Here is a 16,255-nt window from a genome sequence, read left to right as displayed (position 1 = left end):
ATTATTCATTGTGTTCTATGCACGCCGGTTCCTTTGCGAACTGAATAATCCTGTTATATATACTGCTTATATTCCTTCGAAGAGAAAAACACAAGATGCATAAGGATCGAGATGTATCACCGCTTTTGCCCCTGCCTCGTCTTTTTCAAATGCAATGACACATTCATTGTAAATATCATTAGCATTTGCAACATCGGCATTAACGGTCAGGCATGTATCGACAGCCTGATCGGTTATGTTGAAAAGAAATACAATCCGTGCTCCGTCGGCTTCCATGATTTTCAAAAATGTCTGTTCTGATGCACTCGTCGCCGCCCAGCGTGAAATGCCGGCGTGAAAACGCTTTTCAAAGAAATTGCAGACCTCTGCCGCCGGTGAATGATAATATTGATTGAAAACGTTTGATCCGAAATAGACCGCTTTTCCTTTCCCGTAATGATTCAGTGTGATGGCAGGTTCGCCGGTTTCATACCTTCCGATAACTTCTGCACTCTCAGGAATCAATATCTCGCGCAAAAAGCGTGCAGTCAAACGCCCCCCATCAACATGAATCGTTACGGGGGTATCTTTTGTGTTGCCCATGATTTCGCGCCGGCAGCCAAACACCTCATGCAATCCCATGCCGGGAACTGTATCTGCAGAATAATAATCGGTTTCAATCAACGCCAGCGACGGCTCAGAAATCACTGTTCCGCCCTGTTCAACAAACTGTCTGATTTTTTCTGCAGTTTTCTCATCCATCCACAGCGCAAGAGGGATATACAGCACTTTATAGCGTGTAAAATCATCATCCACAGCCTGAATATCCAACCGGACAATATCCACGGACGACACATTTGCATTACACAGCATCCGGTAAGTACCCAGATACGAATGGTCAAACGCAGCCACCGACCCATCGGCGACATACAACATCAGCGGATTCATCGGGGAATAGCCGACCGCTATTTCCGCCGGCTGCGGTTTCATGCGTGCAAACAGTGCTTCATTATTAAGCATCAGCCGCCCGACACGTTCCACAGCTTTCAAGCGCTGATTAGGCGAACCGTCAAGGTTTACAAGATTAAATCCATATTCAGCACCAAACTGCTCTGTCCGGAACTGCCACATCAACAATCCTTTTGCCCCTTGAGCAATTGTTGTCAGCGCCCAGCCGGCGACACGATCGCCCGGCAAATCAACCGGCGGAATATCCAGCCCTATTCCATACGGTCCTGATGCAAGTTCATGCATCCAAAATTCTTTCCCTTGAGCCGCTGCCCGGTTGATGTCTCCGGCCATGGCATGATCCAGTATCGAAACCTCCGCCGGAAAGCTGGCAAACCCAAAACTATCCACGAACTGCGAAAGCCTCCAGTCATCCGTGCAATCAAAAACAATATTACGTCCGGAAGATGCAGAGCGGGTGTGAATCATTACAGGATGATCCGGATCATTATCGCGGATTACCTGTGTTCTCCATTTATCCTGTTCAACGAGATCTTCGATATGGAAAAGCCGCCAGTCAGCCCAATCGGAGTAACTGCCCCGTTCAACCGGCGGAATAATTTCATCAAAAAAGCCGTACCGGCGCTGCCAGATCTGATTCAATAGGTTAATCTCATTATTATATTTAACTTTGAGCCATTCGATAAATTTTTCCAGCGTTTTATCACAGTAACAGAACAGCTCTCCGTTTCCGTCGCGATAATACCGTGCCGGCTCATGCAACGGTTCATTATGAGGCTCCCACCCGTAAAGCGCCGGATGCCCGGCAAACTTTTTAACCAGCGCTTCAATAAACTCAACCGCTTTTCCCTGTATCTCCGGCCAGTGCAAACAATGCCCGGGGAATCCGCCGCAGCAGGTATTATGAACCGTATGCGGAACAACCTTTATACCACGCTGGTCAGTATACAACGTTTCAGGATATTTTTTATACAGCCAGGCCGGTGTGCTTTCGAGATTCACCAGAAGAATCGTTTTAATATCATATTTGAGACCGAGATCGCAGAACCGCTCCAGTTCTGAAAAATCAAAAACGTCCTCTTTTGGATTCAGCCAGCCCCACATTGCCCAGCCGCGAACCATATTGAATCCGTGGTCTTTCATCGTTTTAAAATCGTTTTCCCACTTATCCATTTTTGGTGTTGGCGGACGATGGTACTGCGTTCCAAATGCAAACATTATTTCTCCCTTCCTTATCATTAATTAAATTGTTCCGGAAACGGTGAATCTGAAATTAAATGCTCTATCTTTCCGACCAGGGATCAACTGCATACTCGTCCAGAAACGGAAAACCGTTTTCTTCAAGGACGCTGCGGAGTTTGGCATGATACGCTTTAATCTGCGTTCTGTATTTCGAGTCCTTAAACAGATTCCTCTCCTCAAAGGCATCATTTTTTACGTCTATAAACCGCGGGCCGCAGTATTGATCATTCTTGGCCTTATTATTAAACCGGGTATAAATGTATTTATAATTTTCATCTCTGATCCCTATTGCATAGTAAAAACCGTTTTCTACAAATGTATGGTCCGGGTTCCGCACAACTTCCATAAATTTTTCTAATAGATGATAATCACGCCATTCAGCATCAGTTTTTTCTATCAACGGCCGTAACGATTTCCCGTCCAGATTATCAGGCAGAGAAATTCCGGCATAATCGAGCATGGTTGGCTTAAAATCCACATGCATAACCGGCTTGTTTACAACCTTCCCGCCCTTTATCCCGGCGGGATAACGGATGATGCATGGCGTGTGGAACAGTCGATCATACAGGTTATTGTTGATTTTCCCCAGATTCTTGTGCAGTCCAAGCATATCACCGTGATCGGATGTAAAAATAACCAATGTATTTTCCGTTAAATTCAGCCGGTCGAGCGTGTCTAAAACCCTGCCGATATATTCATCCATCATCACAACCTGTGCGTGATAAATGGCCATATATTCCTGAATACCACGGTCATCAACGCGCTGGCCTACGCGCCACGAAATACTGCTTCGATGATCATCCGGATCAGCGTTTCCCGGAATCTCCATCTTATCCACCAGCGGCATGGCAATGTCGGAATAATACGGCTCCGGCACGTTCCACGGATCATGCGGCGGGCTGATTGATACAGTCAGCGTCCACAGCCGGTCTTTGTTTTTTTCTATAAATTGAATTGAATCTTCTATGATGGAATATTCCATTGTCATTTCAGACGGAATAAGCATCTCGCCAACAATGGCCCAGTCCGGCAGCTGTCCTCTGTCAAACACGGCCTGCCAGCTGGGAGTTAAGCGCGTCGGCTCGTCAGTTTTTCCTTTAACATAACCGCCCTTGCCGGTTTTCGTTGTCCGGTCCCAGGGAAACTCCTGCAAAATTTGCGGTTTGGTGTTTTTAACCCATGTTGGACAATAGCTTTCGGAAAAATCCGGGTCGGCCGTAAAACAGGTGCCCCAGTCTCTTTTTGATCCGGTATGCCACTTGCCCCGATGCCCAACCATATAACCGGCATCCTGCAAATATTCTTCAGTAAGCCGGTACCCGTCCAGCGGTGTTATTCCTTCAAGACCCCTGTCTGCATGAACATTATCACACAGATTATGATTAAACGCATATGCGCCGGTAACAACCGTCGCACGGGACGGGGAACAGGATGGATAGGTACAAAACGAATTTAAAAACAAAACACCCTCTCTGGCCAGTCTGTCAAGATTCGGCGTTTGAATGTATTTATTTCCTTCGCAGCTCAACATTCCGAAATTCTGCTCATCCGTCCAGATAAACAGAATATTCGGCGGCGGCTTTTCCTGGGCGGTCACTGTAACGGCGAATGAAAATCCGGTTTTAGCCAGAACTGTGGCACCCAGACCAACTGTTTTTGCTAACATTCTTGCTGTATTCTGTTTCATAATATCTATCCTTCAGAGCCCGCAAAATGCAGGCTCCATATGATCAATGTGTTCTCTCCTTGAGCAGAAAATGCCCTAAAACGTCTGGCAGGCTTTATGCAACGATTTTCTGGCTGATAAAAAGATCCAGCAACCGACGATAAACAGCACGACAGACCCCGGCTCAGGCACAACGGTTAAACGTGTTACATCAGCAACAGAATCATACGCCATCGTTATTGCATCAGCACCGTAGATCTGACCGTCATTAATATATCCTTGCAATATTGCATTGCCTGTCCGGTTGCCTGAAAGTTCTATCACACCGGATTCGCCGATATAAAGATACCCGTTACCCTCAATGGTTAATGCATTTGTAACAGTGCCATGCAGTGTTTTCAGAGTCCCGTCAACTGTAACGTTTCCGTTCGTACCGATCAAAAACCGTCCGCTGGTTTCATAAATACCGCCGGACTCTACAGTCAGAGTCCCGGTATACCCTTCCGTTCCTAAAAGCGTGCGTGCGGCATTTTTGGTTATTAGCACGTTCCCGCCATTCGCCACAACCAGAGCGCCATTTGCCAGCACGCCTAAGTCTAAAAAGTTATCAATTGTAAAATTTGTTGATACCAGCAGCGTAGGAGTCCAGTCCGTGCCGACGGTCTGATAATTTGATCTGAAAGATAGAACTGTTACCGCACCACCGGAAATCGTCACCGTATAATTGACGGGTTTCGCTGCCATTTGAACATTACTTCCCGATTCTGCGGGCTTGACTCCATTATTCCAAATCGCATCTTCGCTCCATTCATGCGATGTCTGCCAGAACTCCACATTTAGATTTTGAACAGTAGGCTGTTGCGAGACTCCCGTGTGTCCAACACACAGCACGATCATCCCGACGGTTATTATTAAACGAACTCTCTTCATGACTTCTCCTTGTGTTATAGTTAACTCCGTCCTATCGACTTCAACCAACATCTGTTTATGAAATTATATAATTGATTTACAATCACTGCTCTGCAGTTAAAAGCGTCTGACCCGACACGATATCATAGGCCGGTTTGATTTCACCTGCTCCGCTGATCTTCCCGTCGCTGATATATTTCAGCAGCGTTCCGTTCGCAGTAAGATCTCCGCGCAGAATAACCTTGCCGTCTTTACCAATATACAGGCGTCCCGATTCACTAATGGACAATGAAGTATTAAAAACCGGGTAAAGCGATTTTAATATACCGTTAACCTTAACCGTACCTTTTTCGCCGATCTCAAATGCACCGCTGCATTCAAAAATTCCGCCGGACTCTACAGTCAAAGCCCCGGAATATCCTCCCGCTCCAAAACACGAGCGTCCGCTACGTAAAGATACGTGCCCGCCATCCGTCACAATCAGAGCGCCATTCGCCTGCACGCCTAATTCTAAAAACTTCTCAATTGTAAAATTTGTTGATACCAGCAGCGTAGGAGTCCAGTCCGTGCCGGGGTTCTGATAATTTGATTTGAAAGAGAGGACTGTTACCGCACCGCTGGAAACAGTCACCGTATAATTGGCGGGTTTCGCGGCCATCATCGTAGCGCTTCCCGATGCCAAGGGCTTGATTCCCTTATTCCAAATCGCATCTTCACTCCATTCATGCGATCTCTTCCAGAACGCTGCATCCAGATTTTGAACAGTAGGCTGCTGCGAGACTCCCGTGTGTCCAACACACAGCACGATCATCCCGACGGTTATTATTAAACGAATTCTCTTCATGACTTCTCCTTGTGTTTCATCGCTTAATTCCACCTGCTCCGCTGATTTTTCCGTTGTCTGCGGCATGAAATATCGTCCAGCGTCAATTTTTTTACCATGTAAAATTTTGACGACTATCTGTCAAAAAAGGATGTGATGAATAATATAACGACGCTGATCTGCAATACATTGAGACGATGAGCTGTGCTCTTCCAGAGAACAACGAATGCCGCAGGAGCATACAGACGTTGACTTGATAAAAACAGACATGTTAAAAAAAACAGATGACACAAATTAAAAAACGAAAACGGGTTTTACTGGCGCTGGGCTGGCATTCCTACCTGTTGCAACGCGGCGTTGCGCGTTATGCAAATCAAGTGCGGTGGGTCCTCAATGTTGAAATGGAACGGACAGGAACTGTTCCGCCATACTGGCGGGGAAACGGCGTGATCTGTGTGCTGGGAGTTGATGATAAACTGGACAGACAGATTCTGGCACTGAATCTTCCCACCGTAAGTATCAGTCCCGTTGCAAAGCCGCATATTCCGCGTGTTTTCTGTGATAATAAAATTATGGCTGAAATGGCGGTGGAGCATTTCAGCGCCAGGGGATTTAAACATTTCGCCTATTATATCTGTTCCGGCGGACCCGTAGAAGAAATGCGGGCGACAGAATTCTGCAAGGCGCTTCGGTCTCAACCAACTGCCGAACTCCACGAATTAAACTGGATTGCCGCAAATAAAAACCGGAACGCCGGCAGTGCCATGCGTATTGACTGGCTGGGAAAACGTTTAAAACAGCTGCCTAAACCACTGGCGGTGATTACTGAATTCGATGACCGGGGTGTCGAAGTTTTACAAGCCTGTGAAAACGCCGGATTGCGTGTTCCGGATGATGTTGCGGTCCTCGGAGCGGATAATGACGATCTGCTATGTGATTTTGCCCCTGTTCCCCTCTCCAGCATTGATACGGATCTTGAGAGACAGGGATATGAGGCGGCGGCTCTGCTGAACCGCATTATGAGCGGGAAAAAACCGGCCAGGCGGACATTACTGGTGCCGCCGACAGGAGTGATTATGCGCAAAAGCAGCGATCTGCTCGGGATTGAACATCCGCATGTTGTCGCCGCACTGGGTCAAATACGGGAACGTTACCGGGAACCGGTGACAACTAAAGAGTTATGCAGGGAAATCCCGATGTCTTATCGCTGGCTGCACGCCGCGTTCCAAAAACATGTCGGACATACCATGGCGGAAGAGTTGCGCAACTGCCGCATCCGGCAGGCTGAAAAACTTCTATTGGATTCTGCCAGACTGAAAATGGAGGACATTGCGGAACAGGCCGGCTTTTCTTCCGCCGGGCAAATGACCCGTGTTTTTTCACATTTTAGAGGGGTGTCACCCTCAAATTACCGTAAAAAGCACACATTTAATGAGTGAATTGCTGATGTGATCACCGGCGGGATTGTTATTTAAGCTTCATCCATTTCTGCGCAGCATCCCGGCAAAAAATGCTAAATAACCGGCACTGAAAGAGACGATCTTCCAGCGCCGGCTATGTAAGGTACGCCTGGAATAATTTTTTGTGCGATCAGACGCAAATCGTCACGAATACAGCGTAAACATTAAAATGTCTTTCCACCTCCTGCCGGGGCTCCACTCCATCCGGTTCTTTCCAGCCATGCATTCAACTCTGCGAACATCTCTTTTTTCACCGGAAGATATTTCGATTTATCAGCAAGATCGGCAACCTCTCCGGGATCTTTTTTAAGATCGAACAGGTAGTCTGTTCCGTCGGGATAGATCATGTATTTGAATCCTCTTCCCCGAATCATAAAGCTGCCCTTGGTGTCCGGGAGCACCTCTCTTAATCCGGAGGGATGCCCATCCACCCGTTCGCTGAATGTATAGGGATAAGCATCTGAAGCAGTTTTTGTTCCGGTCATATACGGCACTAAACTTTTCCCCTCAGCCTGTGCCGGAACAGGGCGGTTAAGCATTTCCAGAATCGTTGGCATAAGATCCAGAGTCTCTGCCGGGACATCATTCACCCGGGGCTTAATAAGCCGGGGATAACGGATAATAAGCGGAATAACCACGACCTCTTCATAAAATGACCGTGTCTCTTTCCAGGCCATTCCATGCCCCCCGACCATGTCACCGTGGTCAGCAAGAAAAATGATTATTGTATTATCAATCTGTCCGGTCTCTTCCAGTGCCGTTAAAATGCGTCCGACCTGATCATCAAGAAATTTAACTGCGCCATAATAAATGCGCATAAATTCGCGCAAACCGGTCTCTTCCCCGTTCGGTCCCCGCATCTGTGTAACAACCTGGCGCCCCCAATCCCTTTTAAAACTCTCTTCGAGAACTTTGTGGTTCGCCGGCAGCTCAATTTTATCAGGATCAAACATTTCATAGTAAGGCGAATGCAACGCATAAGGATCGTGCGGAACGTTGAAGCCGGCCGTAATCATAAAAGGCTGTTGCTGCCCGCTGCATTTTTTTATCATGTTAACCGCGCGATCTCCGACACGTTTATCAAACACGTCTTCTTCGCCCAGCCTGAACCGTCCCTGCTTCATTGCAAACTGTGCGAATGTGCGGTCAGCCCATTTTTTTTCTAAATCGTTGTATTTAATCGCAATTTTCATCGGGTCACTGAGCTCCACCGGCAGAATGATCCCATACCAGTCCTGATATCCGAGAGGATCTGTTCCTCTGTGTGTTTTAAACAGCTCCAAAACTTCATCGCGATATTCAGGGAACTGGCGATACTGATCAGAATAATACGGCATTGTATCGCCCATGCGGACCGGTTCCAAATGCCATTTTCCATAATGATGCGTGCTGTACCCTGAATGATTTAAAATTTTTGCATATGTCTCATCATTGAGCGTCATGCCATTCTGCTTCCATCCGCAATTTTGAACTATACCGTGCTGGTGCGGATACAGACTGGTCTCTAATGACATACGCGAAGGTGAGCAATACGGCGTTGGACAGGTCGCCTGAGTAAACTTAACGCCTTCCGCGGCCAGACGATCGATATTGGGCGTTGGAACCGGCCCTCCATAGCAGCTTAATACATTTCGGTTTAATTGATCCGGAAAAATGACCAGCAAATTGGGCGCCGGACACTCCTCCCCGAATGCAATACCGGATGAAAATGCAGAAGACAATATTCCTGCGCCAACTGTTTTAAAAAACAGATTCTGTTTATTATATATTCTCACGTTTTGTTCTCCTTTCTGTTGTCTACTTTATATTAGGCATATTATTACCGTTATTCAAAACTCCCCGGAGGGAACAAGGATCATCGTCTTTTCGTCCGCGGATCACTGCATATTCGCCAGAATAAGAAATCGTTTACGTCAAAAATAGCGCGACATTTTGCACGATAGATCTGAATCCGGTTTTATATGCAGATTAAAAACTACTGAATAACATGCCAATGTATTGAAAATATTGTGACTCAAAATAATTAACCGGACTGGTTTTTTCGGCACAACGGTTAAACGTGTTACATCAGCAACGGAATCATACGCCATCGTTATCACATCAGCGCCGTAGATCTGACCGTTGTCAATATATCCTTGCAACATTGCATTGCCTGTCCGGTTGCCTGAAAGTTCTACCACACCGGATTCGCCGATATAAAGATACCCGTTACCCTCGATGGTTAATGCATTTGTAACAGTGCCATGCAGTGTTTTCAGAGTCCCGTCAACTGTAACGTTTCCGTCCGTGCCGATCAAAAACTGTCCGCTGGTTGTATAAATACCCCCGGACTCTACAGTCAGAGTCCCGGAATACCCTCCTGTACCTAAAAGCGAACGAGCGGCATTCTTACTGATTAATACGTTTCCGCCATCCGCCACAACCAGAGCGCCATTTGCTTGTACGCCTAATTCTAAAAAATTATCAATTGTAAAATTTGTTGATACCAGCAGCGCAGGAGTCCAGTCCGTGCCGACGGCCTGATAATTTGATTTGAAAGACAGGACTGTTACCGCGCCACCGGAAATCGTCACCGTATAGTTGACGGGTTTAGCTGCCATCATAACAGCACTTCCCGATGCTGCGGGCTCGAGTCCATTATGCCAAATCGCAGCTTCGCTCCATTCATGCGATGTCTGCCAGAACTCTACATTTAGATTTTGAACAGTTTGCGAGATTCCCGCATGCCAGACACACAATACTATCGCCCCGGCAGTTATTATTAAACGAACCTTCTTCATCGTTTTCTCTTTTTATTTATTTCGCCCAATCTCCTTAAGCCTGTGTCGCAAGAATAATCCCGGCGGCAAATGTTTTGCTATGTAAATTTTTGATGAGTGACAGTCAAAAAATGATGTTCGGTGAAAGCCGCAATCTTCAATTGGATTGCTGTTTGAAGGTTATCAGGTTTTAATCCGTTTCAGCCGCTGACTTCAAGTTGCACATCCGCAAAGAACTCTCGATCTCTTTTTCCATTTCTCCGTCAATTTTATAAAAGCAGGTTGTCAGCGCTGTAAGCAATGCAAAGGCTGCCGGAACGAAACTCATCAGCAACCGCAAGGTGTGCACTGTTTCCGGCGTCTGATTTGCATTTGCAACATACCCCGCCGTTCCCAATATCCACATCGCCACAGCCGGCCCGATTGACCAGCCGATTTTCTGCGAGGCTGTCCCGGCGGAAAAAATGATGCCTGTAGAGCGGTGCCCGAACTTGATTGCGCCGTAGTCGGCCGTATCGGCGATCATCGACCAGAAAAGGGGCATCATCGGCGCCGCGATAAACGCCATTAAAATCTGATTTGCAACCATTAATTTAAATGAATCAGCAGGGATAAAATAAAACCAGGCTAACAGCGCGGCAAAAAGCAGATTCAACGTGATATACGTCCGCTTTTTATCTCCGATTGCGGAACAGATCCATTTACTGAGCAGGACGGCGGCCACGGCGGTGATACTGTTATATAAAAGAAGCCTGGTACCCCACTCCTCCCGTCCGGACACATACTTAAAATAGTGCAGTGTTGTAGTAGCTCGAATCGCCTGACCAAGCACCGTCAGAATACTCAGCGTAATCACCAGCAGCCACGGACCGTTTCTGGAGAGTTCTGCTAACTCTTTCCGTAAGGGCTGATATTTTTTCTCTACTGGACGAATGCGCTCTGTACTGGTTTTAAAGGTAATAAAAAACAATACACCGGACATCACGGCCAGAACAGCTGCCGTTCCGGAATAACCGAACCGGTCGTTTCCCTGTCCTAATGTTTTTACCAGATACGGCAGAAGCAGAGTTACGGTAAAAACACCGCTGTTCGCGCCCACAAAGCGAAATGATGCAAGTACTGTCCGTTCATCTGATTTAGCAGTCATTACGCCCATTAAGGCACCGTAAGGAACGTTAATTGCCGTATAGACCATCGTAAGCAACGTATACGTCACATAAGCATATACGATTTTCATAACCGGACTCAGGTTAAACGTAGTGAATGTTAAAATCCCCAGAGTCATATACGGCAGAATCATCCATAACAGCCATGGCCTGAACTTTCCCATCCGGGTATTCGTGCGATCTGCAATGGCCCCCATAATCGGATCATTAATCCAGTCCCAGGTCCTGGTAAAAATCAGCATCGTTCCCAGAGCCGCCGGTGTTATGCCAAACACATCTGTATAAAAAATTGCGAGGAAGTTCATGAATATGCCGAAATAGAGGCACGACGCCATATCGCCGGCGGCATATCCCAGTTTTTCCGTCATCCTGAGTTTTACCGCCGGATCGTTTTCCGGCGATTGAATCGGTTTTCCCATTCTACCCCCTGGATTGTAATGTTCTGCATTAAAAACAGTTAATTTGTTACTTTTAATAATGTTTTCATTTTAGGAATGAATTTCTCCGGCGCAGGCGGAGTTCCGTCGGTTCCGAAATTTTTCCTCAGATACTCTCTGGCTTTCCGGTAATACCCTTCAAGCATATAATATACCGGTTGTTTTACGCCTTTATCATCAATCAACCAGTATCCTTCATACCTTCCATTTTCAAATTCGTTATCATACAATTGCCAGTAAAGAACAAACGGACATCCCCAGGTAACAGCATTTTTTATAAAGGCAATGCTGTTACGGCATTGTACTTCCGGAGAAAATGCCGCACCTTTGTAGCCGAACTCACCGATAAAGACACGAGGGCCGGAAATTTCTTTTTTCTCCGGAAGATGTTTTTTGATGAAATTCAGCGCTTTAAACAATATATCCGACTTTTCAGGATTTGCCTGAGCGTCATACGCAGAATATGAAACGAAATCGACATTTACATGCGGCAGAACCTCTGTTGTTAAACAAGGTCCGCCATTCATTCCTTTAATGACAAGATTAACCTCGGTGTAATGAAAAACTGCCACATCATGATGCGGCGTATCATGTTTTGCATCATCCACGGCCTTCTGCCGCAGATTCAGCCAGTGAATCATATTCTGAACACACCACGGCTCCGGATCGATGGTCCGGTCATATCCGCGCAGTAGCAGCCAGTCGCCCTCCCAGTGACCGAGGTAAAATGATTTTCCGGATCCGGAATATTTTTCCAGCAGGTAACAGGTCAGATCATATAACTCCTGATATTCGATTTTTGCATCTTTTTCAGAAAACGGTTTTTTATCTTTTCTCCACTGCCATTCTGATTTAGCCATCGGATTCACCCAAAGAAAATAGTAATAAAACGGCATATCAAAAACCCGGGCGATAGAAGGCTCATACTCCGCAAGTTCAACCAGACTGTTAAATTTCCCGGGGTGTGCTCCGGCATAATTATCGCGACCGAATGCCGGACCCAGATTAAACTTTATGATATTGGAGCCCATTCCGAGAATGATATCCGCCGTCTCAATCAGCCGGGTTTTTTCTGTAAACTGGTATTGTGAACCGATCGTATGGATGCCGACAACATAGTTATACCGTGCAACCATTTCAGCCCGGGTTAACTCTTTACTTTCTGCTGCCAGCGTACAAAGCGCGACCAGTGCGCACCCAAATACTTTAACCAACCTCAGCATATTATCTCCTGTTTGCAATTGTTACCGGAACAGAATCAGCTCAACAATACAAAGTCCAAGCAGCACTGCACCCCAAAATAAAAAACGTTTTAACACAGGGTACTGTTTCTGCTCGGCCAGCTCGGTCTTCATTAAAGACAGCGTCCAGATCGAATCACGAATCGCGTTCATATCCGGGGATTTTGTCAGCAGACTGACTGTGATAATCAGCACGGCACTCAGTCCGAAATACAGTGGAACAGTCAATAAAAAATGTATGTTTCCGAAAACTGACCCGCAACCGGATATTTTAAAACAAATCGCAATCAGCCCCAGTATCATTCCCCCCATCAACCCTGCGAAAGCACCGGCGGCATTCGCCCGTTTCCAAAATACACCGATTAGAAATACAGCAACGATCGGAGGCGCAACCATCGACAGCATTTCCTGATAGTATGTAACAAGAGAGCTGTAACGGGCAATCATCGGAACCCATGCGACTGCGATCAGCAGCACGATAAATGAAACCGCACGACCCGCCCATACAAGATGCCGGGAAGAACGATCCGGTCGTATCTTCACATAAAAATCCATTGTAAACAGTGTCGCTACGGCGTTCAACAGTCCGCTGACCGAGGAGGTTAATGCGGCAATCAGTGCCGACAGAAGAAATCCGATCAGTACATTCGGCAGCAACTCAATCACCAGTTTAGGGTAAACCATATCCCCCTTTTCCAGTCCCGGAAACAGCTGCTGCGCCATGATGCCGGGCAGATGGATTACAAACAGAGTAAATAATGTCAATGCACCGGCGAGCAGTACGCCCTTGCGGCCTTCGTCCACATTTTTTGCCGTCAAACAGCGCTGAACCAGCATTTGGTTATTGCCCCAGAAAAAAAATCCGAGCACTGGAATTCCGATAATCAGTCCAAGCCACGGTACCGTGGGATCATCCATCGGACGGATGAGATGCAGCATCATATTTTCCGGATCGGACAGTAACAGACGGACATATTCCGCGCCGCCGCCGCGCGCTGCAGCAAATGTGATAATAATTGATCCGGCCAGCAGGATAATTCCCTGAATAAAATCCACTCTGATTGCGGCCGAAAGTCCGCCGGGAATCGTATAAACTGCAACCAAAACGGCAAATATAGCTGCAAGTAAAATCAGGCTTGCTTCCGGGAAAATCAGTTTCATGACCAGTGCCGCAGCATAAAGAGATCCCGCCGCGTCCAGAAAAATATTTACCAGAATGGTTACTCCCGAAAAATAATACCGGGATGCAGCACTGAAACGCCGTTCTAAAAATTCCGGCATCGTATAAATTCCCTGCCGGATATAAAACGGCAGAAAAAAACCGGCAAAAAATACCATAACCGTCACAGATATCAGGTTATAATTAAATACCGTCAGCCCGGTGTTGTAGGACTCCCCCGCCTGTCCGATTAAGGTTGAGCTGGATATACTTGCTGCAAAAAGTGAAATCCCGATGATCGGCCATGTCATACTCCGTCCTGCCAAAAAATAGGACTGTGTATCTTTGCTCTTTCCGTATTTTATACCCAGTAAAACGATCCCCAGAAAATAAACTGCGATAATAAGTATATCCCAGAGATTTATACCTTGCACGTGTTGCGTAAGCAGACTGTTCATCCATTCCATAAATTTTTACTTCAATTGTTTTTCGTACGTTGCAGGTACTGGACTGCGAAAAACCTCCCGCAACACAAAAAAAGCCGGTTTTGGATTCAACTCGAAATCAATGATTGATGTGTTCGCAGTACATGGAAATGAATCGTGCCCCATCCAGATAATAAATCCGCCGCATTCCGGAAAACGGGCTTTGCAATACTGTGCAGCTACTTTGAGCTCACAGGCCTGATATTCAGTGCTCCACACAGTAAACTCTTCCAGTGATACAGGCGTGCGGCCAAAATTTTTTTTAAATACCGCCCAGTCATTCCACCAGGGCATCCGCCGCCAAAGAGGATTTGCTTCGTCCGCCGGAAACGCAATAATATCTTTTCTGTATTTATTTATAAGTTCGGCAGAACTCGCTCCCGCCGCGCCGGTTTCGGAGCGGAGCAGTGCATCGTCAGAGCGCCAGTATGCCTCCCATTCAGAAAAATCCGCATACGGGTTTTTCCATGGCCCGTGAACATCCCAGTGTATATGTTTACCGTAATTCTTTTCATCAGCAGAAAAAGCCGGTCCGGTCGGTGAGGTTGGAACAAATCTCCGGCCTGGATCAAATTTCTCAACCAGTTCCCTAAACCTTTTTAACAAAGGCTCGGTTCCGTCACACGGTGTTCCCATCCCGTCCCGGCCCTGCCGCCTATTTAATTCGTTTCCGCCACCCCATAAAATAAGCGCCGGGTGGTGCTGCAAGCGCATAATATAACTGTATGCCGCTGCTGAAAACATTGTCAGGCTGTATTCATCGGACGGCGGAATACTTTCCGTTCCTGACGATGATAATGGAAATTCCTGCCATAGCATGAGTCCTGCCCGGTCGCATAACTCATAAAAAATCTCTTTTTCCAGCGCTGCACCGCCCCATATACGCAGGATATTGCATCCCATGTCTCGATAAAGACTGATTAACCGTTCATACTGTTCCAGAACAGTGTCTGCAAAGTTGGGAAGCACCGGCGTCCAGTTCACTCCCTGCAGAAACACCGGCTTATTATTAACCGTACAAAGCCATGGATCTGCATCATCAGCTGAATTTTCGCACCGTTCCCAGTGAATATCTCTGAATCCGATCCGCTTATCCCATTGATCAAGAATCCGCCCGGCGTCATCCATCAGAACGCAGGATAATTGATACAGCTTCTGTTCTCCCATCCCGTTCGGCCACCATTGTTCAACAGGCAGATGATCCGCTGTTTCAAAAAACGACCCGGCAACCGGAATATTTTTTTTGAAAAGAAGTTGTTCCCCATCGAATAATTGAACGCGTAATATCCCGCGATCGCCGCAAACTTCCCCGTGAACTGTGAATCCGGAGGATGTTGTAGTTGCAGACAAAGAATTAAAAATTGATCCTTTTCGTTCTTCCAGTGTAATCCGGTCCCAGATTCCAATCTGAACCATGCGCGGCATCCAGTCCCATGTATAATAAAACCGCGGCTTCTGGACGGTATAATCGGCGGTTTTACCGAACTGACCCTGATAGCGGGGAGGCGTATCAAATATAATCTGAAGTATGTTTTTCTGTCCGGAAGTCAGGTATGCGGAAAGGTCGAATTCATATGGAATGAAAGCACTTTCAAATGTATGTGCCGGAATTCCGTTTATTAAAACCCAGCCGGCATGATCGAGACCCTGACAGCACAAAATATATCTGCTGCCGGCATCCGGATGAAAAACAGGCAGCTCTGTTTCAAAAATCCAGTGCCGGTTTTCCACCCATTCACACTGCAGCGCATCCAGCCCGTAATTCCAATCCGGAATAATCCCGGCATTGCGTAATGCAAACTGCACAGAACCGGGAACTTTCGCCGGAACAGCATCCAGCTCAGAGTTCAACTTCACACCGGTTTCCATGGAAATTCCAAACTGCCAGCTGTACGGAGTCACTCCTGTCAGTGTCCATTCATTATCGGATAACTTATATATTTTTCTCATCTTTTTTTTC

11 protein-coding genes are annotated in these 16,255 nt (G+C 46.7%); 1 reads left to right on the top strand and 10 read right to left on the bottom strand.

Annotation, left to right across the window (positions count from 1 at the left end):
• Window positions 1-66: 66 nt before the first annotated feature.
• The 4 genes from WC959_03210 to WC959_03195 all read right to left on the bottom strand — a co-directional run bounded on the left by WC959_03210 (window position 67) and on the right by WC959_03195 (window position 5,642).
• Window positions 67-2,166: a beta-galactosidase gene (locus WC959_03210; protein ID MFA5688145.1), complete on the bottom strand. Its 2,100-nt coding sequence runs from the start codon at window positions 2,164-2,166 to the stop codon at window positions 67-69.
• A gap of 64 nt (window positions 2,167-2,230) precedes the next feature.
• Entirely contained in the window at window positions 2,231-3,877 is a 1,647-nt protein-coding gene (locus WC959_03205) for a sulfatase-like hydrolase/transferase (protein ID MFA5688144.1), read from the bottom strand.
• A gap of 75 nt (window positions 3,878-3,952) precedes the next feature.
• Window positions 3,953-4,786, bottom strand: coding sequence for a PEP-CTERM sorting domain-containing protein (locus WC959_03200; GenBank protein MFA5688143.1), 834 nt, complete (start codon window positions 4,784-4,786; stop codon window positions 3,953-3,955).
• Between the two features lie 82 nt (window positions 4,787-4,868).
• On the bottom strand, window positions 4,869-5,642 hold the full coding sequence (locus tag WC959_03195) for a hypothetical protein (protein MFA5688142.1): 774 nt from the start codon (window positions 5,640-5,642) through the stop codon (window positions 4,869-4,871).
• A 230-nt stretch (window positions 5,643-5,872) separates the two neighbouring features.
• Between WC959_03195 and WC959_03190 the strand changes: the two genes are divergently transcribed.
• Window positions 5,873-7,027, top strand: coding sequence for a DNA-binding transcriptional regulator (locus tag WC959_03190; protein ID MFA5688141.1), 1,155 nt, complete (start codon window positions 5,873-5,875; stop codon window positions 7,025-7,027).
• Between the two features lie 185 nt (window positions 7,028-7,212).
• Here WC959_03190 and WC959_03185 read toward each other — a convergent pair whose 3' ends face one another.
• The 6 genes from WC959_03185 to WC959_03160 all read right to left on the bottom strand — a co-directional run bounded on the left by WC959_03185 (window position 7,213) and on the right by WC959_03160 (window position 16,245).
• The gene (locus WC959_03185) at window positions 7,213-8,823 is read right to left on the bottom strand and encodes a sulfatase-like hydrolase/transferase (protein ID MFA5688140.1); all 1,611 of its coding nucleotides are present in this window, start codon (window positions 8,821-8,823) and stop codon (window positions 7,213-7,215) included.
• A gap of 138 nt (window positions 8,824-8,961) precedes the next feature.
• Window positions 8,962-9,828 carry a hypothetical protein gene (locus WC959_03180; protein ID MFA5688139.1) on the bottom strand — a complete coding sequence of 289 codons (867 nt, stop codon included), beginning with the start codon at window positions 9,826-9,828 and terminating at the stop codon, window positions 8,962-8,964.
• 169 nt (window positions 9,829-9,997) lie between these two features.
• Window positions 9,998-11,392, bottom strand: coding sequence for an MFS transporter (locus WC959_03175; GenBank protein MFA5688138.1), 1,395 nt, complete (start codon window positions 11,390-11,392; stop codon window positions 9,998-10,000).
• Window positions 11,393-11,430: 38 nt separating this feature from the next.
• On the bottom strand, window positions 11,431-12,633 hold the full coding sequence (locus tag WC959_03170) for a hypothetical protein (GenBank protein ID MFA5688137.1): 1,203 nt from the start codon (window positions 12,631-12,633) through the stop codon (window positions 11,431-11,433).
• Window positions 12,634-12,654: 21 nt separating this feature from the next.
• Entirely contained in the window at window positions 12,655-14,268 is a 1,614-nt protein-coding gene (locus tag WC959_03165; GenBank protein ID MFA5688136.1) for a sodium:solute symporter, read from the bottom strand.
• Window positions 14,269-14,283: 15 nt separating this feature from the next.
• On the bottom strand, window positions 14,284-16,245 hold the full coding sequence (locus tag WC959_03160) for a glycoside hydrolase family 2 TIM barrel-domain containing protein (GenBank protein ID MFA5688135.1): 1,962 nt from the start codon (window positions 16,243-16,245) through the stop codon (window positions 14,284-14,286).
• Window positions 16,246-16,255 lie beyond the last annotated feature (10 nt).

This window comes from Kiritimatiellales bacterium (assembly GCA_041656295.1).
In the GTDB taxonomy this organism is placed as follows: domain Bacteria; phylum Verrucomicrobiota; class Kiritimatiellia; order Kiritimatiellales; family Tichowtungiaceae; genus Tichowtungia.
The sequence above is the reverse complement of the archived record's forward strand: the minus strand, read 5'-3'. Positions and strand labels throughout refer to the sequence as shown.

What these genes read in the sequence shown, in the direction of transcription:
- WC959_03190 (MFA5688141.1), top strand. Translation starts at nt 5,873, where the DNA reads ATGACACAAATTAAAAAACGAAAACGGGTTTTACTGGCGCTGGGCTGG.
- WC959_03210 (MFA5688145.1), bottom strand. Translation starts at nt 2,166, where the DNA reads ATGTTTGCATTTGGAACGCAGTACCATCGTCCGCCAACACCAAAAATG.
- WC959_03175 (MFA5688138.1), bottom strand. Translation starts at nt 11,392, where the DNA reads ATGGGAAAACCGATTCAATCGCCGGAAAACGATCCGGCGGTAAAACTC.
- WC959_03170 (MFA5688137.1), bottom strand. Translation starts at nt 12,633, where the DNA reads ATGCTGAGGTTGGTTAAAGTATTTGGGTGCGCACTGGTCGCGCTTTGT.
- WC959_03200 (MFA5688143.1), bottom strand. Translation starts at nt 4,786, where the DNA reads ATGAAGAGAGTTCGTTTAATAATAACCGTCGGGATGATCGTGCTGTGT.
- WC959_03160 (MFA5688135.1), bottom strand. Translation starts at nt 16,245, where the DNA reads ATGAGAAAAATATATAAGTTATCCGATAATGAATGGACACTGACAGGA.
- WC959_03205 (MFA5688144.1), bottom strand. Translation starts at nt 3,877, where the DNA reads ATGAAACAGAATACAGCAAGAATGTTAGCAAAAACAGTTGGTCTGGGT.
- WC959_03180 (MFA5688139.1), bottom strand. Translation starts at nt 9,828, where the DNA reads ATGAAGAAGGTTCGTTTAATAATAACTGCCGGGGCGATAGTATTGTGT.
- WC959_03165 (MFA5688136.1), bottom strand. Translation starts at nt 14,268, where the DNA reads ATGAACAGTCTGCTTACGCAACACGTGCAAGGTATAAATCTCTGGGAT.